Raw genomic sequence first — 18,550 nt, 5'->3', positions numbered from 1 at the left:
TGCGAGTATTAATTGTGAATTTAGCAAAGCCTAAAGAAGTTGCTACTTTTTTTTCTTATGGAATGGCAGAAGGATTAAAACAGAATAATATAGATGTATATGCAATAATGCAGGAAAATGTTCAAAATAAAGAACAGTGGAATGAGTTGTTGCCAAGCAACCATATTTATTATACACAGCTCAATAATGATATAGAATCGCACATAAAACAAGTGTGGGAGTTTTGGACTTGTGAGATTAAGCGTCTAAATGAATACTTTAAAAATATTGTATTTGATGTTGCACTAACAACATTTTTTGCTAATTGGTCAACTTTGTATTTCCCGCTAATTAAGGCGAGATATCGAATAGCAGTCTGTCATGATCCGTTTCCTCACAGTGGTGAAGGGAGGATAAATGCTTTTTTAGCAAAAAGATACTATAAACAAAATGACAAGCTAATAGTATTAACAGACAAATTTAGGTTACAAGCTAGTAAAAGGTATAATAAAAAAAATCAAGATATTATTGTGATTCCTCATGGACGTTTAAATGTTTATTCTTCTTTAGCAAGTAAGGAACCCAAAAAGTATTATGATTCTGAAAGTATTAACTTTCTTTTCTTTGGTAGAATTCAAAAATATAAAGGGATTGAAGTCTTAGGAAAAGCATTTAAGCTTTTGGTAAATAAGAAAAAAAATGTCACTTTAACTATAGCTGGAAATGGTGATTTTTCTCCATATAAGCAACTATATGATTCTTTGCCGAATGTTAATCTTCTCATTCGTTATATTGATGACAGTGAGGTTGAGGGCCTTTTTAAAAGTGAAAAAGTTGTCGCTGTTGTGCCATATCTTGATGCTACTCAGTCAGGAGTAATACCTATAGCAATGGAATATGGAGTGCCTATTATTGCTTCTGAAACGGGTGGTTTAAAAGAACAGTTGGATAATGGAAAAATCGGATTGTTTTTTGAACGTGGTAACGAGAATGATTTAGCAAGAAAGATGATGAGTATTGTTGATAATCCTGATATTTTTACTTGTCAACGAAAGCTAGAATATGATTACATTGAGTGCCTCAATTGGGATAAAGTTATGGGAGATTTTTTAAAGCAGATTAGTTATGATAAAAGATAATAGTAATCAATTGAAAGCATTAGTATGTATTATTCTTGTAAATTACAATGGCTTTGAGGATACAGTAGAGTGTGTAAAAAGCCTAAAAAAAATCACTTATCCAAACGTAAAAATAGTTGTCGTCGATAATGGATCTACTGAAAAAGCAACAAGTAGCCAATATCTATTTTTGAAAAGCAATTGCTACTTTATAAATAGTAAAGATAATCTAGGATTCTCTGGAGGGAATAATCTTGGTATTAAATATGCCAGTAGTTGGGCACCAGATTATTATCTCTTGCTAAATAATGATACTATTGTTGAACCTGATTTTTTGGATAAATTAGTAATGGCTTATCAATGTTATCCTGATAACGATAAATTAGGGCTTGTATGTGGCAAAATTAAATTTTATTCGCAGCCGAATTTAATTTGGTTTGCAGGTGGTTTTATTGATTATAAGACTGGTGATACTCATCATATCGGCTATATGGATCAGGATTATGGGCAATATGACTACAGTAAAGAAATAACTTTTGCTACGGGTTGTATGTGGCTTATTCCAAATCAAGTTATTGAAGAAGTAGGATTGTTATCAGAGGAGTATTTTTTATATTGTGAAGATACAGATTATTGTTGGCGATTATTAAATGCAGGATTTCAAATACTGTATGAGGGAAGTGCATGCATATACCATAAGGTTAGTGCTTCAACTGTAGAAGGCAGTTATTCACAGACTTATTATATGTTAAGGAATGGATTATATATTATCGATAAGTATATTCAGAATTCTTTTTGGGCGAAGACATATTTTATTTTAAGAAAAATAAGAAAAACCATTTTAGGAAGGATGACATGGAAGGCTTTAGGCAATGCATTTTTCGATTATTTTAGAAAAAATGAAGGTAAACGTAAGGAGAAATCGTAACAAGGAATGAAAAGACATAAGATATTAAAAAAGAGTACTTTCATTATTTCTATAATAATGTTGTTCTACTATCATTGGTTCTATCTGATTAAATATCCACGCATTATTTCTTTTCTATTTCAAGGACATAGATTCTATGTGATTTTTGGTACTATCGCATTATTTCTAGCATCGTATTACCTTTTGGCAAAACAAGCGATATTTAAAAACAGATATAAAAAGATTTTAATACAATGCCTTATTTACCTTGCAGCTTGGTTGATAGAGGTGTTTTACTCATGGGTGGCCTATGACCAAAGCATTGACGAGGCCGTAAGTAATGGCGCAAATTTGCTTATGGTATTTTTTTTTGTATCTTTCTTAGTAATATTTATTAGATATGGAAGCATAAGGTATATTTTCAATATAATAAACATATTTGTGTTTATATGGGCAATTATTGTTATTATTCAAAGTATCAACTATAGGATCAGTGGTAATGTGCTTTTTGATATGATTTCCTATTTTCAAAATACATCAGGGGTAGACTTGAAAACGTATAAAGGCAATTTAAGAGTATCGTTGTTATCATTTGGGAATATTTCGATAATATATAATTCCTTGCAAATTAGAATTTCAAGATTGAATAGGAAAAGCACCATTAAGGCTTTGATTATGGTGATTACTGAACTGTACGTTGTCATTTTTGTTCAGCAGACAAGAATGTATTCATTAACTTTACTTATTTGTTTTTTTGCTGTGCTACTTTTTAGAAAGAACAATTTAAGGGCATTTTTATCGAAAATGTTATTGGCTTTTTTTGTAAGTATTGTTATGGTTTATACTTCAGTGATAGCTAATTTCGTAGATAGTTTTAGTATTACTGGAAACAACAGATGGAGTACGCTGGCAAGATTAAGTGCTATAGATTATTTCTTGAGCTGTATTATGCAAAGACCTTTATTTGGTAATGGTTTTTTATCTGAAGAAAAATATTACGCTATCATTCATGGAACTAGTGGAGAGGCATATTATAGTGACCTTGGTTTACTTGGAATGATTGCTGAAACAGGTACTATGTCATTAATACTCTATGTATTTCCTGTTGCATTGATATTTTATAAGCTTACTATTTTGAAAAAAAAGGAAATGATCAATGATTTAGATATTGCTTTATTTACTTTTATTATAGGTACAAGTTTTACATTAATATTGACTACGGGAAGTAACTGCATAGCTTTTGGATTTTTGATTGCATATTTTGAATTCCGCACTTATTTCGAAACAAATGATTTTAGTCAGAATGGTATTGTTAATACAGTATAGAAAAAGAGGGATTTTATGGGAATAATAGACATGATTAAGAAACTGTATTTCAAAAGTTTATCTCCAGAAAAGAAAGCAAAATATTTGAAGGATAAAGTTCATTATTTAGGAGAAAATGTTCAAATATATACAACTGACATAGGTACAGAGCCATATTTGATTAGCATCGATGATAATGTAACTGTTGCTGCTGGAGTACATTTTATTACTCATGATGTTAGCTGTTTTCATGTTTCTAGATACCTAAAGTTGAAGAATCGATTAGATAAAGTAGGTTCAATAGTATTACACAAAAACTGCATGATAGGAGCTCATACTATATTGATGCCAGGGTGTAGCGTTGGCGAGAATTCAATTATTGCTGCCGGTAGTATTGTGACAAAAGCGGTACCAGATGGTGAGGTTTGGGGTGGTAATCCTGCAAAATTCATAATGACAATTGATGAGTATTCTAATAAGTTGTTGGAAATAAACAACAAATATCCATGGATGAAGAATGGAAAAGTAATTGCACCACATGGTAGTAGTAGGTTAGAAGAAATTCGTGAAAAGTATTTTTTTGTTGACAGTTTTAATTAGTAAATTGAGAAAGATAGATTATGAACGTGTTAATAGTTGGACAACATACATACAATTTTGGAGATGACATTGCAGGATTAGCTTTGCTTCAAAGGCTAGTATCAATAGATGAAGTAGGACACATTGATGTAATGTATAGGTTTCCTGGTAGCCATTTGCCAATTTTAGATTCAAAGATTACGCATATCACAGAATTTGTTCCAGAATTTAATATTATCAATCATGCAGGCTCAATTAGTGATTTATTATATTTTACTAGGTATAGCATATTGAAAAAAATAAGTCTCAACAAGTTACAAGTAGAAAAGAGATCGAAGCTTGTTAAAACAATAAAAAAAGCAGACCTGGTTATAGTTGCACCACTAGGTGCCAGTATTGGAAGTTATGTTGATAGAACCTTACTATATACTCTACTTATTTGCTCAAGTTTAAATAAATCAATACTTTTTCATTTAGATACAATAAATGATAGTAAAAAGTTTGTTTTCAATTTTATTGCAGAACAAATTCTGAGACAGAGCAATGTTTTTGTTAGAGAAAAACAGTCAGTAAGATATTTGAAGATGCGGGGGATAGACTCTTCGTTTGGCATTGATACTGCTTTTATGTTTAAAAATGAAATACAATACAACGAACATAATTACAATACATTATTATTGTCTGACATTAGTTCATGGCATATAAATTATAAAAAGTATCGTTGGGAAGTCAATGATTATATTAAGATAATTGTCAAGCCTTTTGCTGATTTCTCAATTGCTAACGGGAAAAGAGTTTGTATTTTAAAGCATGCAGAGATAGATAATGATTTTTTAAAAAAAATTACTTGTTATCTGCAAGATAATTATGTTGGCAATATTATTGATAATTCAGACATTGATTCACCCTATTTATATGATGCTATAATTCAGAATTCAAATTTCGTGGTTACCAGCAGATACCATGGCGTAATTTTGTCTGAAAAGTATTCTGTTCCATTTTATGCGTTAGCTTATGACTCTAAAACTGTTGAGGCTTGTGAATATGCAGGGTGTAATGATTCATATGATTGGATAGAAAATGTAATGAATGATGATCATTATTTTTTATCCAGATTAGAGATGATAAATAAGAATTATAAAAAAATAGAACAGAAATTGAATACATTTAATACTAGTAATATAAAAAAAACAGTCTATAATCCTACAGAATTTATAAAGAAGATACAAAATGAAAATGATAATAAATAAATATAAAAGTATACCTATTCAAGCCAAAGCATCTTTTTGGTTTTTGATTTGTTCTTTTTTACAAAAAGGTATATCAATGATAACTACCCCAATTTTCACACGATTGCTTTCTACATCAGAATATGGGCAGTTCAATGTATTTAATTCATGGATGGGGATAGTTACCATTATCATATCTTTAAATCTTTGTGGTGGAGTATATTTACAAGGATTAGTAAAGTTCGAAAAACAACGATTGGAGTTTTCTTCTGCAATTGAAGGACTAACATTAGTACTGTGTTGTATATGGACTTTTATTTATGTTATATTTAAAAATTTTTTTAATTCCTTATTCTCGCTTACTACTGCACAAATGTATCTGATGATTATTCTAATATGGACTTCATCAATATTGGGATTTTGGTCGGCTGAGCAAAGAACGATGTATAAATATAAATTGTTGGTTACAGTTACATTTCTTACATCTGTTCTAAAGCCTTTTATTAGTATTGTACTAATAAAATTCATGGATGATCATGTTACAGCTAGGATATTAGGAATTGCCTTAGTCCAAATGTTTATGCACACATGGATGTTTTTTTATCAAATGTTCAGAGGAAAACTTTTTTTCTCATCAAATATATGGGGATATGTTTTAAGGTTTAATATTCCATTATTGCCACATTATTTATCTCAAACAGTTTTAAATAGTGCTGATAGGATAATGATTCAGAATTTGGTTAATCCGAGCAGTGCTGGTATATATAGCTTGGCGTATTCTCTTGCACAAATTATGATTATATTCAATAATTCTTTAGTTAGTACACTAGACCCTTGGATATATCGTAAGATTAGAGATAGAAAAATAGAGGATATTGGACCAATTTCATATGTTACACTTATATTTGTTGGTGGTGTTAATATTTTTTTGATAGCCTTTGCTCCAGAAGCAGTGAAGGTGTTTGCTCCACCTGAATATTATGATGCTGTTTGGTGTCTTCCTCCAATTGCAATGAGTGTATATTTTCTATTTACATATGACTTATTTGCAAAATTTGAATTCTATTTTGAGAAGACAAAACTAATTGCTGCATCTACTGTAGGTGGTGCATTACTAAATATTATTTCAAATTATATTTTTATTAGATTGTTTGGTTACTATGCAGCTGCATTTACTACATTAGGATGTTACATTTTATACTCATTACTGCATTTTTGTGCTATGGAGAGCGTATGTAAAACAGAATTAGATGGAGTCTATCCTTATAGTAAAAGAAAGCTTATTGAAATAACGACTATTTTCCTACTCATAGGGACTCTATATATGCTTACATATTTTAATAATATTCTTAGATATTTATTTTCAGTATTGCTTATTATTCTAGTATTGCTGTATAGGAAAAGAATAACAAATGCAATACATGAGTTCATGCTAATACGTAAATCCTAACGTAAAAATTTTACCATGTGATGTGCGCTAATAAGTAGTATTATACCTGAGACATTCCGGTGTTCGAGGATTATTCTTACACCTCACAAATTAAAAGGATAAAAAAGCTATCCCTGCTCAATAGAGCAGGGATTAGTTATATAGCAAGTTAAGGTTAAATGCCATCCTTTTCTTTGGCATTAAGCTTAGCCAACAATTCAGTAATTTCAGCATCCTTCTTAGCTAATGCAGAATCCTTCTCAGCTAATGCAGCATCCTTTTCTGCTAAAGCTTTATCTTTTTCTGAAATGATAGTAGTGAATTTAACAGTTGCTTCAGATATGCCTTCTTCCTTTGCTTGTTTAAGATCATCAGCCATGATTTTTCTTAATACTTCATTCATGTTTTTGTATTCTTCTTTCATCACTTCGAAAAGTTTTTTGTTAGCCATTGAGCTAACCTACAGTACTGCGTGGATGTTTTTTATAGTGCCCCAATTAAAATAGGTGCAAGTCCGTCGTTATCATTATCGGTTTCGGTGATGATATCGGCGGATTTTTTTACGGCGTCGATGGCGTTTTGCATGGCAACGCCAAGGCCTGCAGCCTTGATCATTGAGATATCGTTTTCTTCATCACCTGCTGCGATGGTATCGGAGATTGAGATTCCAAGGTGATCTGCCAGTCTCTTTACAGCGCTTCCTTTTCCTGCTTCAGAATTAAATATCTCCAGATAGTAGGGATTGGAATAGAGGAGAGTAAGCCTGTCGCCTCCAAGCTCTTCAACTGCTGCCTTAAAGCGGTCGCATTTTTTCACTGTTTTTTTGATTACTGCTTTTCTTTGGCATTAAGCTTAGCCAACAATTCAGCAATTTGAGCATCCTTCTCAGCTATCGTAGCATCCTTTTCTGCTAAAGCTTTATCTTTTTCTGAAATGATAGTAGTGAATTTAACAGTTGCTTCAGATATGCCTTCTTCCTTTGATCGTATAAGATCATCAGCCATGATTTTTCTTAATACTTCATTCATGTTTTTGTATTCTCCTTTCATCCCTTCGAAAAGTTTTTTGTTAGCCATTGAGCTAACCTGCAGTACTGCTTTAGCGTTGCCTTTATCGCCGGGAATGCTGAAATTTGAGGCTTCTTCAATAAAAGCTATGATATCATCAATATCAGCATTTTTGGTCATTATTCTGAGAACCTTAAAAACGTCTTCTTCAAGTTCTTTTGTTATGACAATGTATAATGGTACTGATATAATGCCTTGTACTGAGTAGATACCACTGCTTGAATTGGTTACTTTGTATCCATCTTTTTTCAGCTGGCTTAATAGTGCTGTAGGTTTAGAATGCCTGAATATTGTGATGGTCAACTCATTGGATTGAATCTTATTATTTTTATGACTAAGCCCTTTATATAGAGCAGCATAGCCAATCACCTTCCATACTGTATCGATATTAAGCTCGTCATACGGATTCTTGTATTCAATGATGTTGTGAGTTTTAAAAAGCCTTCCGACGGCATTATCGATGATGATTCCGGGATTAAGTTTGAGTAGCAGGAAATCAATCCGGAGTGGCTGCTTTGAAAGAGAGTGTTCTCTTTCAATTGTTAACTGGTCTTTGTAATCTCTGAAAACCAGTTCCAAACCTCCGGCAAAACCGGAATGCCAGTCGATTTGTTCTTTTTGCTTATTCTTTTGTTTGTTTTTCACTCGAATTATAGCACCTCCAAAATGGGCAGACAATCAGAGCCTGTTCTATAGTTGTTACTTAATTTCTTAAAGAAGTGGGATTATTATCAAAAGGGTGATAATAGAAATGTCAGAAAGAAATGTAACCTGTTGCCATAGGATGTTGGCAACAGGAATAATGCTATCATATAAATCTTAAGAAACATGATCGAAAAGTCTTAAAGAATTATGAATTCATAGAATATTCACAATTATAGCGCCCCAAGCAAAATAGGCGCAAGTCCGTCGTTATCATTATCGGTTTCGGTGATGATATCGGCGGATTTTTTTACGGCATCGATGGCGTTTTGCATGGCAACGCCAAGACCTGCAGCACGGATCATGGAGATGTCGTTTTCTTCATCGCCGGCTGCGATTGTGTCAGCGATTGAGATTCCAAGGTGATCTGCCAATCTTGTTACTGCGCTTCCTTTTCCTGCCTCGGAATTAAAAATCTCCAGATAGTAGGGATTTGAATAAAGGAGAGTGAGTCTGTCACCTCCAAGATCTTCAACGGCAGCCTTAAAACGATCGCACTTAGCCTTATCGTGAAGTTCTATGCCGATTATCTTGCAGGGTTCTGCTGTAAGGTCTGCGCAAACATCAGAAGTAACCTTGTAAGGAGTTTTGATGACCCTTCTGTAGTATGCCAGTTCTTCATCCTCAGCGGGAGTGATGATGGTATCGTCATTGTAGGTATGAACGTGCATGCCATGCTCTTTTGCCAGGGCGAAGATCTGAGATACCAGATCATAGGGAATGCCTGATCTAAATACATCCTTTCCTGCATCACAGTCGTAGATCTCAGCTCCGTTAAAACCAATCAGATAGCTTCCGGGGAAAAAGAGGTTGTTCTCTCTTTGTACTGCCTTGGCACTGTCTATGGCACGGCCTGTGTTGATGGCAAAATGGTTGCCTGCAGAAGTGAAGCGAATAAGGGCATCCATTGTCACAGGGGATACTGTCTTTTCCTTTGTTAATAAAGTTCCGTCTAAATCAGTGAAAAAAATCTTACTCATAATATCTCCGTAAATAAATCAAAAACACTTTTTGCATTATATAACGACATGTACGCTGTGTAAATTTTATTTTTTTATAAGACTTCGTTTATTTTGATACTATTTTTAGAGAATATAATGTAATCATGTTAATGTACCATTATGGGAGACTCCGCTTATGAAGAAAAAAAGTGGTCTTTTTATAAGATTCTTAATTATATTCCTGCTGTTCATCATAATTACTATTGTGATCAGTGCTGCTGCCACATATTCCATTCAGAACAACACATACAGATTGCAGCAGGAGCAGCGTATAAAGGAAGTTACTCAGTGTCTTGCAGGATTGATCGACAGGGATGCAGATGAATTCGGACTGATGCAGGAATACTTCCTTGCTAACCATGAGAAAATAATTATTCCTTACGATTATGATGGTAATTATATTCCTGCAAGGGACGAGTGGGAAAATATATTCTCCAGCCAGTATCCGGGAGAAATATTTGAGAAAACAATAAAATTCGGGGATATGTCAGATGAGGCCAAGATAGCCTTCACTACATATAAATACGAGCAATGGCTTAATACATTCGAGAAATTCAACGAGATATTCGGCACCGAGTATGTATATTACCTTGTACCGACAGATACGCCGCCTCAGATGTATTACGTATTTGACGGCCTTCGCACTGAAAAGATAGTAGACGGCAAGAGCATAATGGAATTTGATTTTGATGTGGAGGTGCCAGAAAACGAGTATCCCAAGCTTTGGGAGACCTATCGTACCCGCATGAGCCCTAATGGCTATGACTCCTACGATAATGAGTACGGAAAGACCTATGGATACTACACACCGCATATAGCCTGCGGCGAGCTAAAGGGAATTGTTTGCGCGGACATAACCGTTAATTCAATGAACAAGGGAATCGTAGAAAGCACAATGCTTGAAGTCGTGCTTATGGCTATAATTCTCGTTACCTGCATGTTTTCCATGCTGTGGTTCATAAACTATCAATATATCCTTAAAATCAATAAAATGCAGAAGTATATGGACGAGTATGCTGAAAATAAAGAGGTTTCCGTTGCCAAGAAATTCGAGGAGTTAAGTGACGGTAAGCACGAGATCGCTTTTCTGGCCAGAAGAACCGCTGCCATGATAAAAGAGCTTGATGACTACATGGAGAATCTTACCAAGACCTCCAGAGAGCTTTTCTTCACAAAAGAGCATGCTGCAGAGATGACAGAGCTTGCGCACAAGGATGCTCTCACAGGAATCAGAAATAAAACAGCGTATGATAAAGAGATAATCAGGCTGGAGCGGGAGATTCTAAGGAATCCTGAAGTAAAATTCGGAATAGGCATGATAGACCTGAATTTCCTTAAGAAAATCAATGATACATATGGCCATGACAAAGGAAATGCTGCTATCATCAAGCTCTGCGATATTGTATGTAAGATATTCTGCCATTCACCTGTTTTCAGAGTGGGCGGTGATGAATTTGTGGTCGTTTTATGGGGAGACGATTATAATATAAGAGAAGAACTGATTGCAGAGTTTAAGGGAAAACTTGAGGAGTTTGCAAAGGACGACTCATTAGAGCCTTGGGAAAAGATTTCTGCCGCAATAGGTGTGGCCGAGTTTGACGCAGAGATAGATCACAGTGTTGATGATGTGTTCAAGCGGGCAGACGGGCTTATGTATGAAAATAAAAAAGAGATGAAGGCCATGAGAGGGGGCTAAAGATTCCGGGTCAAAAGCTTTTATCTATCAAACAGGAGAGGTATGAAAACAGTAGATCTTCACACACATTCAACCGCATCAGATGGGACATTTTCACCGTCCGAGCTGGTTGATCTTGCTGTAAAAAAGGGGTTATCGGCGATTGCACTTACAGATCACGACACAGTGGACGGACTTGAAGAGGCAATAAGGCATAGCGAAGAGAATTATCCTGATTTTGAAGTTGTTCCGGGAATAGAGTACTCGACGGTACGAAACGGTAAGGATGTCCACATCGTGGGTCTTTATATTGATTACAAGGATGAGGAATACAGAGCAGGACTTCAGGAATTCATAGATTCGAGAACCCGCAGAAACAGGAAAATATGTGAAAAGCTCACGGATGCTGGAATGCCTGTTACCTACGAGGAACTGGTGGAAGCCAATCCCGGGGCGGTTATAACAAGAGCCCATTTTGGAAGGCTTCTTTTGGCAAAGGGTTATGTGAAGAGCATAAGCGAGGCCTTTGACAGATTCATAGGTGACAGATGTCCCTGCTATGTGCCAAGAGAAAAAATAACACCGCAGATGGCCATAGAGCAGATACTTAAGGCAAAAGGTGTACCAATTCTGGCACATCCCGTATTGTACGGACTTGGAAAAGATGCCATGGATAAGCTTGTTCATGAGATGAAGGATGCAGGAGTTGTGGGAATAGAGGCGCTGTATGCCACCTATACACCCCAGGATGAGCGTGACATGAAGGGCCTTGCAGAAAAGTATGATCTGCTGATAAGCGGAGGCTCGGATTTCCATGGATCCAACAAACCGCACATAGACCTTGGAACAGGAACCGGCCGCCTTAGCATACAATATGATTACTTAGAAAAAATAAAAGACTATAAAAATAATAGTAACAGATAACTATAACGAAATTCTGATAGAGTGTAAAAAATAAGCCCGCAGTAGAATATGTGGTTTCAGGCGATTTTGAGCTCTCGAAACGAGCATGAAACCATATATTCTACTGCGGGCATGTTATATTAGTCATCTACATCGAAGTTTTCAAGAATGTGCTTTTTCTTTGGAGGCTTGGTATCGCCGTGTCTTACCATTATCATGGTGATGAATGCAAGGCAGGAAAATACAACTGCGTAAGGAAACAGCGTTCTGTAGGAGACATGCTCAAGTAAAAAGCCTGAGAATATCGGTGTAAATACCTGAGCTGCCATTGAAAACGTATAGTAAAGACCAGTATATTTTCCAATAACAGAGCTTTGCCCCATCTCAACAACCATGGGATAGGAGTTGACGTTGATCGCAGCCCAGCCAATTCCGATCAGTGCAAAGTAGAAATTTAGTACTGAGTTGTAGCCTGGCATAAGTGCAGCTGCCAGGTAGCAGAGAGTCATAAGGGTTACACCCAGAAGTATTGTGAGTTTTCTGCCTATCTTTGCAGAGAGAATACCGATTGGAAGATAGGCAAAAACTGCTGAGATTGTTGCTATCATCAGGCAGTCGGCATAGGCTCCGTTGTGCAGATCCCAGACCTCTGTAACATATCTTGAGAATGCCGTGGTAACGGCGTTGTATGCAGTGAACCATAAGAACACGGATAAAAGAAGGAAGGACATACTCTTTCTTACATCCTTTGGCAGAACCTCTTTTACTGATCCATCGGAGATATCAGGGTTGGATTCTGCCAGCTCTTTACTGATGGCACCTCCTTCGCCGTCAAAATCGGGCACATTTTCTCTGACCTTGGTTATAAGTTTGTTTTCAGGAATTGTGATAAACAGAAGAGCAACAGTTACCACCATGAAAATTATAAGTGATAACATCAGCGGTATGTAATTGGTATCAGCCTCATTTGCTGCGGATTTAAGCAGGACCTTGATCATAACAAGGGTGTATACTGCGCCGAGAGTTCCCATCAGGTTGATGATGGCGTTGGCCTTACTTCTGTGTACCGCAGGTGTCAGCTCCGGCATCAGAGCAACAGCAGGTGATCTGTAGGTTCCCATGGACAGAAGAAGGAATAGTAGGATCACTATGAAAAGTGCCAGATTATCTGATATGTGAGCAACATAGATTAGTAGGAACAGCAAAACAGCCGATGCTCCTGTACCTGCCAGAATAAAAGGCATTCTTTTACCGATTCTGGTATTTGCTCTGTCAGAGAGAGCACCGAACAAAGGCAGCATGAATAGTGCAAGTACATTATCAAGTGCCATGATCACGCCGGTCCAGGTCTCGCCCAGTCCGAAGTGGTAAGTTAGTATCTTTGGGATTTCGTTGTCGTAGAACTGCCAAAAAGAGCAGATAGACATAAATGCCAGACCGATCAGGATAGTTCTTTTGTAATTAAGCTTCATATTATTTCTCCTCCCAATCTTTATTATAAACGATTTCAGGGGCAAAAAGTGAATTTTGCCCCTGTTTGATAATACAAATTATTATATTTTTACATTATATTCTGTTTTCCTTCGATGACTTTTTCACCGGCAGGGAGAGCCTTGATAACATCAGAGTGTTTGCCCTTGGAAGAAGCTTCCTTTTCACCGTTAATTTTTTTATTTAATGTAACGATGTTGGTCTCCTTGACGGGTGCTTTATTTACTTTATGGTTTGCAAGTGGATATGAATATTCCATTTCTCCGGTCTTGGCCTTGAGCATGCCGTCTTTGATAGCGGTCTTTATTCCTGCCATAAGAGCAAGAGTCATATCATCAACGTTCTTTGCATTAACAGTTGGAAGCTTGTTTGTGTTATCCAGCTTCGCTTTATCTACATTCTTAAGTCTGAACTCGACCTGATTTTGGAATCCCATTGCATCCATAACTGCCTGAACATTTACAGGTGTCGGTTTCAGAGAAAATGTTCGCTCGAAAAGCTTTGCGGCTTTCATGGTCTGAAGCTGGTATTCCTGATCAAGCTTAACATTCATGATTTTTTTCTTTTGTTTATCATCCACATTGAGCTTTTCAATTTCTTTCTTGTGTTTATCAAATATATCAGTGGCGTTTGCGGCCATAATTTCACTACGCAGAAAAACTTTGGCAGTCTTACGTTCATTAAAGCTTTTCATCATTAAATTAAGACCGCCCTCCTTAAAATCAATGAGATTACTGCTCTCAATTGTACCAAGGGCTTCTTTGTCCTTCCAGGCAGTATTTACAATATCTGTTGCCTTATGGGCGTTTCTCTCACGGAAGTATTGCTTGGGAAAATCTATTAAATTAGCTGCCATACCGGCATAGTTGGCTTTCTCATTGTCTACGAAACTTTTTATATCATCGCGTTCAGGATTTCCGATTGATTTTTCAATTTCTTTAATCTTTCTATTCTGATCATCGATATTCATTTCGATGCCGGCTACCTTTTCTATGGCGGAAGTAAGTTTGTTCTCTGCCATTTTCAGGGTATTTGCCTTCTCTGCAAGCGCTTCCTTATCAATCTGATACTGATTATAGGTCTCAAGCTTTGTATTATAATCATTCATGCGATTGATATAATCTTTGCTGTGAGGAGCAAGACCTATTGCGTGGAAAAACCTTCTCCATCTGCTTTTTTCAACGGGCTTACGGGGCATGGTGATTTCCTGGGGATATTTATTAAAGTCCTTTTTTGCATTTTCGTGAGCATCGTATGCCTTCGAATGCTCATCCAGTGCTTCCATCTGTTCAGCAGTGGCAGTTTCCTTCTCCTTTGTAATATCATCGAGAATCTTTTTCTCTGCCTTGTATTTATCTACAGCTTCTTTGTTCTGATTTATCTGTTTATCAATTTCCTTGTTGTACTCAAGGTGTGATTCCTTATCAACGATTGCATGAATATTGCCTTTTTTGTCTGCAAAATATGCAGGTACTTTATCGACCTTTGAATTGAAGGTATTATCAAAATTCTTCAGGTCTTTGTTGTTATATTCTGCAAGGTATGCGTAAAGGAATGCAGCCATGGCGCTGCCGTAGCCTTTGGCTTGATTATTGGCAAACTCTTTTTCAGCAAGCTCCTGCACGTTTTTATTGTTCAAAAAATACTTTTCGGTAAAGGTTGTATGCTTTCCATCATCGCCCCTAATCATGATGTTGTTACCAACTTCAAGCATTTCCTGAACTGTTGGAACTTCTGAACCAAGACCGTAGGGAGTAAGCTTTTCTCCAATAACATATGCCAGCCTGGCACCGCTGACTGTTCCGTCATTGAAGAAATTAATAACGTTTTTGTCTTCTTCAGTAGCTTCTGCTCCGTTTCCGAAGGCTTTCAGAAGGCCATCAAAGTTTTTGGTGACTTCTTCCTTGTTTCTTTTGATAATATCGTCGTCATAGATGGATTCAATATGAATAACGCTCATTTTAGAGCTATAGGGAGTGTTCTTGATTTTTACGTCATTATAATCTCTATCATCCGCGAAGGTTGCATCAACCCCTTCAAGTTTATCCGGCATTTTTATATCCTCCTTCAAAAAAATTTCCTTTACAAATGTATATATGCATCTGCTTAAGAAATCCCACGGTAAAAGTTTTATTTACATTGCTTTTTTTTTATACATCAAATATAATACGTAAGTTGATTACATTATTATTAGTAGAAACACGATCGGAGGTAGTTTTTCAATATGATCAGTGCAAACAATGTCACATTAAGAGTCGGCAAAAAGGCTCTGTTTGAGGATGTAAATATTAAATTCACCGAGGGCAACTGCTACGGTATCATCGGTGCCAACGGCGCAGGAAAATCTACTTTCCTTAAAATATTATCCGGTAAACTTGAGACCACAAACGGAGATGTAGTAATAACTCCCGGTCAGAGACTTTCTTTCCTTGAGCAGGATCACTTTAAATATGATGAATTCACTGTTCTTGATACAGTAATCATGGGTAACGCCCGTCTCTACGAGATCATGAAGGAGAAGGATGCTATCTATGCAAAAGAAGATTTCTCTGATGAAGACGGAATCAGAGCCAGTGAGCTTGAGGCTGAATTCGCTGAGATGAACGGATGGGAAGCTGAGTCTGATGCTGAGAGCCTTCTTAACGGTCTTGGAATCGACACAGAGTATCATTACAAGCTTATGAGCGAGCTTGACGGTAATCAGAAAGTCAAGGTGCTTCTTGCAAGAGCGCTTTTCGGTAATCCGGACATCCTGCTTCTGGACGAGCCTACCAACCACCTGGATATGGATGCTATCGCATGGCTTGAGGAGTTCCTTATCAACTTTGAGAACACAGTCATCGTTGTATCCCATGACCGTTACTTCCTTAATAAAGTATGTACACATATCGCTGATATCGATTACAGCAAGATTCAGCTTTATGCAGGTAACTATGACTTCTGGTACGAGTCTTCACAGCTGATGATCCGTCAGATGAAGGAAGCTAATAAGAAAAAAGAAGAGCAGATCAAAGAGCTCAAGGAATTCATTGCAAGATTCTCTGCTAACGCAAGTAAGAGTAAGCAGGCAACATCCCGTAAGAAAGCTCTTGAGAAGATCGAGCTTGATACAATTAAGCCTTCTTCAAGAAAATATCCTTACATCGATTTCAGACCCGAGAGAGAGATCGGTAACGAGGTTCTTACAGTAGACGGTATCAGCAAGACCATCAATGGTGAGAAGGTTCTGGACAATATTTCATTCGTTGTTCAGCATGATGATAAGATTGCCTTTGTGGGTGGTAACGAGCTTGCAAAGACCACGCTTTTCCAGATCCTCACAGGTGAGATGGAACCCGATGAAGGAACCTATAAGTGGGGCGTAACAACATCACAGGCTTACTTCCCCAAGGACAACTCACACGAATTTGATAACGACTACACTATCACCGAGTGGCTTACAGGCTATTCCGAGGTTAAGGACGTAACCTATGTCCGCGGATTCCTCGGACGTATGCTTTTCGCAGGTGAAGACGGGGTTAAGAAGGTTAAGGTATTATCAGGAGGAGAGAAGGTTCGCTGCATGCTCAGTAAGATGATGATCAGCGGTGCAAACTGCCTTATTTTCGATGAGCCTACCAACCACCTTGATATGGAATCAATCACAGCTCTTAACCAGGGTATGATCAAGTTCCCCGGAGTTGAGCTTTTCGCCTGCCGTGACCACCAGGTCGTACAGACAACAGCAAACAGAATAATGGAGATCCTGCCTGACGGCTCACTTATCGATAAGCGCTCTACTTATGATGAGTATCTTGAAAGTGATGCAATGGCAAGAAAGCGTACAGTATACAGTACTAACGAAGAAGAAGATAATGATGATTGATCCATAGATCAACTTATCATATATCCTTCCATGAATTTGGAGGGGATCCTGCTCAGCAGGGAAACTAGTTGAAACATTGCGCAAAGCACCGAAGGAGGAGAATTATGCAGGAATACAGTCCGGTAAAAGAGGGTAAGGTCAGAGAGATCTATGACGTCGGGGATGCACTTATTATGGTTGCCACCGACAGAATCTCAGCTTTTGATGTAATCCTCAAGAACAAGGTAGAGAAAAAGGGCACAGTCCTTACTCAGATGTCAAAGTTTTGGTTTGATTACACCAAGGATATCGTCAGTAATCACATGATCAGCACAGATACAGCTGACATGCCTGAATTTTTCAGAAAACCGGAATTTACCGGCAACAGTATGCTCTGTAAGAAGCTTACAATGCTCCCCATCGAGTGCATCGTACGTGGCTATATTACAGGAAGTGGCTGGAACAGTTACAAGGAGAACGGAACTGTATGCGGCATCAAGCTTCCCGAGGGACTTAAGGAATGTGACAAGCTCCCTGAACCCATCTATACACCTTCAACCAAGGCAGAGATCGGTGATCATGACGAGAACATCGATTTCGAGCGCTCTGTAGAAGTTCTTGAGAGAGACTTCCCGGGACACGGTCAGGAGTATGCAGAGAAGCTTCGTGATTACACGATCGCTCTTTACAAGAAGTGCGCAGACTATGCTCTTACAAAGGGTATCATCATCGCTGATACCAAGTTCGAGTTTGGCCTTAATGAAGAGGGTGAAGTGGTTCTTGCTGATGAGATGCTCACACCTGACAGTAGCCGTTTCTGGCCTGTAGAGGGTTACGAGCCCGGTAAGTCACAGCCTTCCTTCGATAAGCAGTTTGTTCGTGACTGGCTTAAGGCTAATCCTGAGAGCGACTACAATCTTCCTGCAGACGTAATTGATAAGACAATTGCAAAATATGAGGAAGCTTACGAGCTTCTTACAGGTAAAAAACTCTGATATTTTAAGGATTATAATCCCCATCTGACAGTTTAATCTGTTGATGGGGATTTTTATCTTACAGCGTTTTCCTGAAGCTATAAGATAGAAAGCGTGAGGTGTCCGGATTTAATACCTTTTTAATAAAGTTAATGAAGGGTTAATAATAAAAATATGTTGCATAATGCTAAACTATATAGAGCAGAGAAAAACAATTTTTGCAAATTGCACTAAAAACTCTTGACATTTTGAATATTAGGGTAAATATAGATTCGGAGAAATAAAAAAAGGAAAAGCACCAGCCTTCATGTTAAGATTGAGTTTGCGACAAAAATCTAAAAAGGCGG

The 18,550-nt window shown here is 37.2% G+C and carries 16 protein-coding genes; 10 read left to right on the top strand and 6 right to left on the bottom strand.

Annotated features, from left to right (window positions below; translation table 11 throughout):
- Nucleotides 1-14: 14 nt before the first annotated feature.
- Genes G610_RS19890 through G610_RS0105745 form a run of 6 tightly spaced genes read left to right on the top strand, consistent with a single transcriptional unit; the run spans nt 15 to nt 6,567 of the window.
- Nucleotides 15-1,118, top strand: coding sequence for a glycosyltransferase family 4 protein (locus tag G610_RS19890; RefSeq protein ID WP_196809815.1), 1,104 nt, complete (start codon nt 15-17; stop codon nt 1,116-1,118).
- Complete coding sequence (locus G610_RS0105765) at nt 1,105-2,025, top strand: glycosyltransferase family 2 protein (protein WP_035797075.1); 921 nt, start codon at nt 1,105-1,107, stop codon at nt 2,023-2,025. Before G610_RS19890 ends, G610_RS0105765 begins: the two co-directional genes overlap by 14 nt.
- Nucleotides 2,026-2,031: 6 nt before the next feature.
- A complete protein-coding gene (locus G610_RS0105760; protein WP_026524029.1) occupies nt 2,032-3,330 on the top strand; it encodes an O-antigen ligase family protein in 1,299 nt (432 codons plus the stop codon).
- A 15-nt stretch (nt 3,331-3,345) separates the two neighbouring features.
- Complete coding sequence (locus tag G610_RS0105755) at nt 3,346-3,909, top strand: acyltransferase (protein ID WP_026524028.1); 564 nt, start codon at nt 3,346-3,348, stop codon at nt 3,907-3,909.
- Nucleotides 3,910-3,929: 20 nt separating this feature from the next.
- Nucleotides 3,930-5,138, top strand: a complete 1,209-nt coding sequence (locus G610_RS0105750; RefSeq protein WP_026524027.1) for a polysaccharide pyruvyl transferase family protein — start codon at nt 3,930-3,932, stop codon at nt 5,136-5,138.
- Nucleotides 5,119-6,567 carry a lipopolysaccharide biosynthesis protein gene (locus G610_RS0105745; RefSeq protein WP_026524026.1) on the top strand — a complete coding sequence of 483 codons (1,449 nt, stop codon included), beginning with the start codon at nt 5,119-5,121 and terminating at the stop codon, nt 6,565-6,567. The genes G610_RS0105750 and G610_RS0105745 overlap by 20 nt, the downstream gene beginning before the upstream one ends.
- 154 nt (nt 6,568-6,721) lie before the next feature.
- On the opposite strand, the gene G610_RS0105740 is transcribed toward G610_RS0105745, so the two are convergent.
- From G610_RS0105740 to G610_RS22005, 4 genes are all read right to left on the bottom strand, one after another.
- A complete protein-coding gene (locus tag G610_RS0105740) occupies nt 6,722-6,997 on the bottom strand; it encodes a hypothetical protein (RefSeq protein ID WP_026524025.1) in 276 nt (91 codons plus the stop codon).
- A gap of 32 nt (nt 6,998-7,029) precedes the next feature.
- Nucleotides 7,030-7,362 carry an HAD-IIB family hydrolase gene (locus G610_RS0105735; protein ID WP_026524024.1) on the bottom strand — a complete coding sequence of 111 codons (333 nt, stop codon included), beginning with the start codon at nt 7,360-7,362 and terminating at the stop codon, nt 7,030-7,032.
- 11 nt (nt 7,363-7,373) lie between these two features.
- Nucleotides 7,374-8,258, bottom strand: a complete 885-nt coding sequence (locus tag G610_RS0105730) for a hypothetical protein (protein ID WP_026524023.1) — start codon at nt 8,256-8,258, stop codon at nt 7,374-7,376.
- Nucleotides 8,259-8,488: 230 nt separating this feature from the next.
- On the bottom strand, nt 8,489-9,295 hold the full coding sequence (locus G610_RS22005) for a Cof-type HAD-IIB family hydrolase (protein ID WP_026524022.1): 807 nt from the start codon (nt 9,293-9,295) through the stop codon (nt 8,489-8,491).
- Between the two features lie 157 nt (nt 9,296-9,452).
- Between G610_RS22005 and G610_RS22000 the strand changes: the two genes are divergently transcribed.
- Entirely contained in the window at nt 9,453-11,012 is a 1,560-nt protein-coding gene (locus G610_RS22000) for a GGDEF domain-containing protein (protein WP_026524021.1), read from the top strand.
- Nucleotides 11,013-11,054: 42 nt separating this feature from the next.
- Nucleotides 11,055-11,915, top strand: a complete 861-nt coding sequence (locus tag G610_RS0105715; RefSeq protein WP_026524020.1) for a PHP domain-containing protein — start codon at nt 11,055-11,057, stop codon at nt 11,913-11,915.
- Between the two features lie 119 nt (nt 11,916-12,034).
- Here G610_RS0105715 and G610_RS0105710 read toward each other — a convergent pair whose 3' ends face one another.
- On the bottom strand, nt 12,035-13,366 hold the full coding sequence (locus tag G610_RS0105710; protein WP_026524019.1) for an MFS transporter: 1,332 nt from the start codon (nt 13,364-13,366) through the stop codon (nt 12,035-12,037).
- 89 nt (nt 13,367-13,455) lie between these two features.
- Nucleotides 13,456-15,438 (bottom strand): hypothetical protein, encoded by a 1,983-nt coding sequence (locus G610_RS0105705; RefSeq protein ID WP_026524018.1) that lies wholly within the window; start codon nt 15,436-15,438, stop codon nt 13,456-13,458.
- 171 nt (nt 15,439-15,609) lie between these two features.
- Here G610_RS0105705 and G610_RS0105700 point away from each other — a divergent pair, with 171 nt between their 5' ends.
- Nucleotides 15,610-17,250: an ABC-F family ATP-binding cassette domain-containing protein gene (locus G610_RS0105700; protein ID WP_026524017.1), complete on the top strand. Its 1,641-nt coding sequence runs from the start codon at nt 15,610-15,612 to the stop codon at nt 17,248-17,250.
- A gap of 104 nt (nt 17,251-17,354) precedes the next feature.
- Nucleotides 17,355-18,224, top strand: a complete 870-nt coding sequence (locus G610_RS0105695; protein ID WP_026524016.1) for a phosphoribosylaminoimidazolesuccinocarboxamide synthase — start codon at nt 17,355-17,357, stop codon at nt 18,222-18,224.
- Nucleotides 18,225-18,550: the final 326 nt, after the last annotated feature.

The organism is Butyrivibrio sp. MB2005, assembly GCF_000424285.1.
Classification (GTDB): domain Bacteria; phylum Bacillota; class Clostridia; order Lachnospirales; family Lachnospiraceae; genus Butyrivibrio.
Note: the sequence above shows the minus strand (reverse complement) of the source record. Positions and strands in the feature narration are given on the sequence as shown.

Excerpts from the sequence above, each read along its gene's own strand:
- G610_RS22000 (WP_026524021.1), top strand. The coding sequence starts at position 9,453 with ATGAAGAAAAAAAGTGGTCTTTTTATAAGATTCTTAATTATATTCCTG.
- G610_RS0105755 (WP_026524028.1), top strand. The coding sequence starts at position 3,346 with ATGGGAATAATAGACATGATTAAGAAACTGTATTTCAAAAGTTTATCT.
- G610_RS0105710 (WP_026524019.1), bottom strand. The coding sequence starts at position 13,366 with ATGAAGCTTAATTACAAAAGAACTATCCTGATCGGTCTGGCATTTATG.
- G610_RS0105750 (WP_026524027.1), top strand. The coding sequence starts at position 3,930 with ATGAACGTGTTAATAGTTGGACAACATACATACAATTTTGGAGATGAC.
- G610_RS0105765 (WP_035797075.1), top strand. The coding sequence starts at position 1,105 with ATGATAAAAGATAATAGTAATCAATTGAAAGCATTAGTATGTATTATT.
- G610_RS22005 (WP_026524022.1), bottom strand. The coding sequence starts at position 9,295 with ATGAGTAAGATTTTTTTCACTGATTTAGACGGAACTTTATTAACAAAG.
- G610_RS0105705 (WP_026524018.1), bottom strand. The coding sequence starts at position 15,438 with ATGCCGGATAAACTTGAAGGGGTTGATGCAACCTTCGCGGATGATAGA.
- G610_RS0105700 (WP_026524017.1), top strand. The coding sequence starts at position 15,610 with ATGATCAGTGCAAACAATGTCACATTAAGAGTCGGCAAAAAGGCTCTG.
- G610_RS0105745 (WP_026524026.1), top strand. The coding sequence starts at position 5,119 with ATGAAAATGATAATAAATAAATATAAAAGTATACCTATTCAAGCCAAA.
- G610_RS0105760 (WP_026524029.1), top strand. The coding sequence starts at position 2,032 with ATGAAAAGACATAAGATATTAAAAAAGAGTACTTTCATTATTTCTATA.
- G610_RS0105695 (WP_026524016.1), top strand. The coding sequence starts at position 17,355 with ATGCAGGAATACAGTCCGGTAAAAGAGGGTAAGGTCAGAGAGATCTAT.
- G610_RS0105740 (WP_026524025.1), bottom strand. The coding sequence starts at position 6,997 with ATGGCTAACAAAAAACTTTTCGAAGTGATGAAAGAAGAATACAAAAAC.
- G610_RS0105715 (WP_026524020.1), top strand. The coding sequence starts at position 11,055 with ATGAAAACAGTAGATCTTCACACACATTCAACCGCATCAGATGGGACA.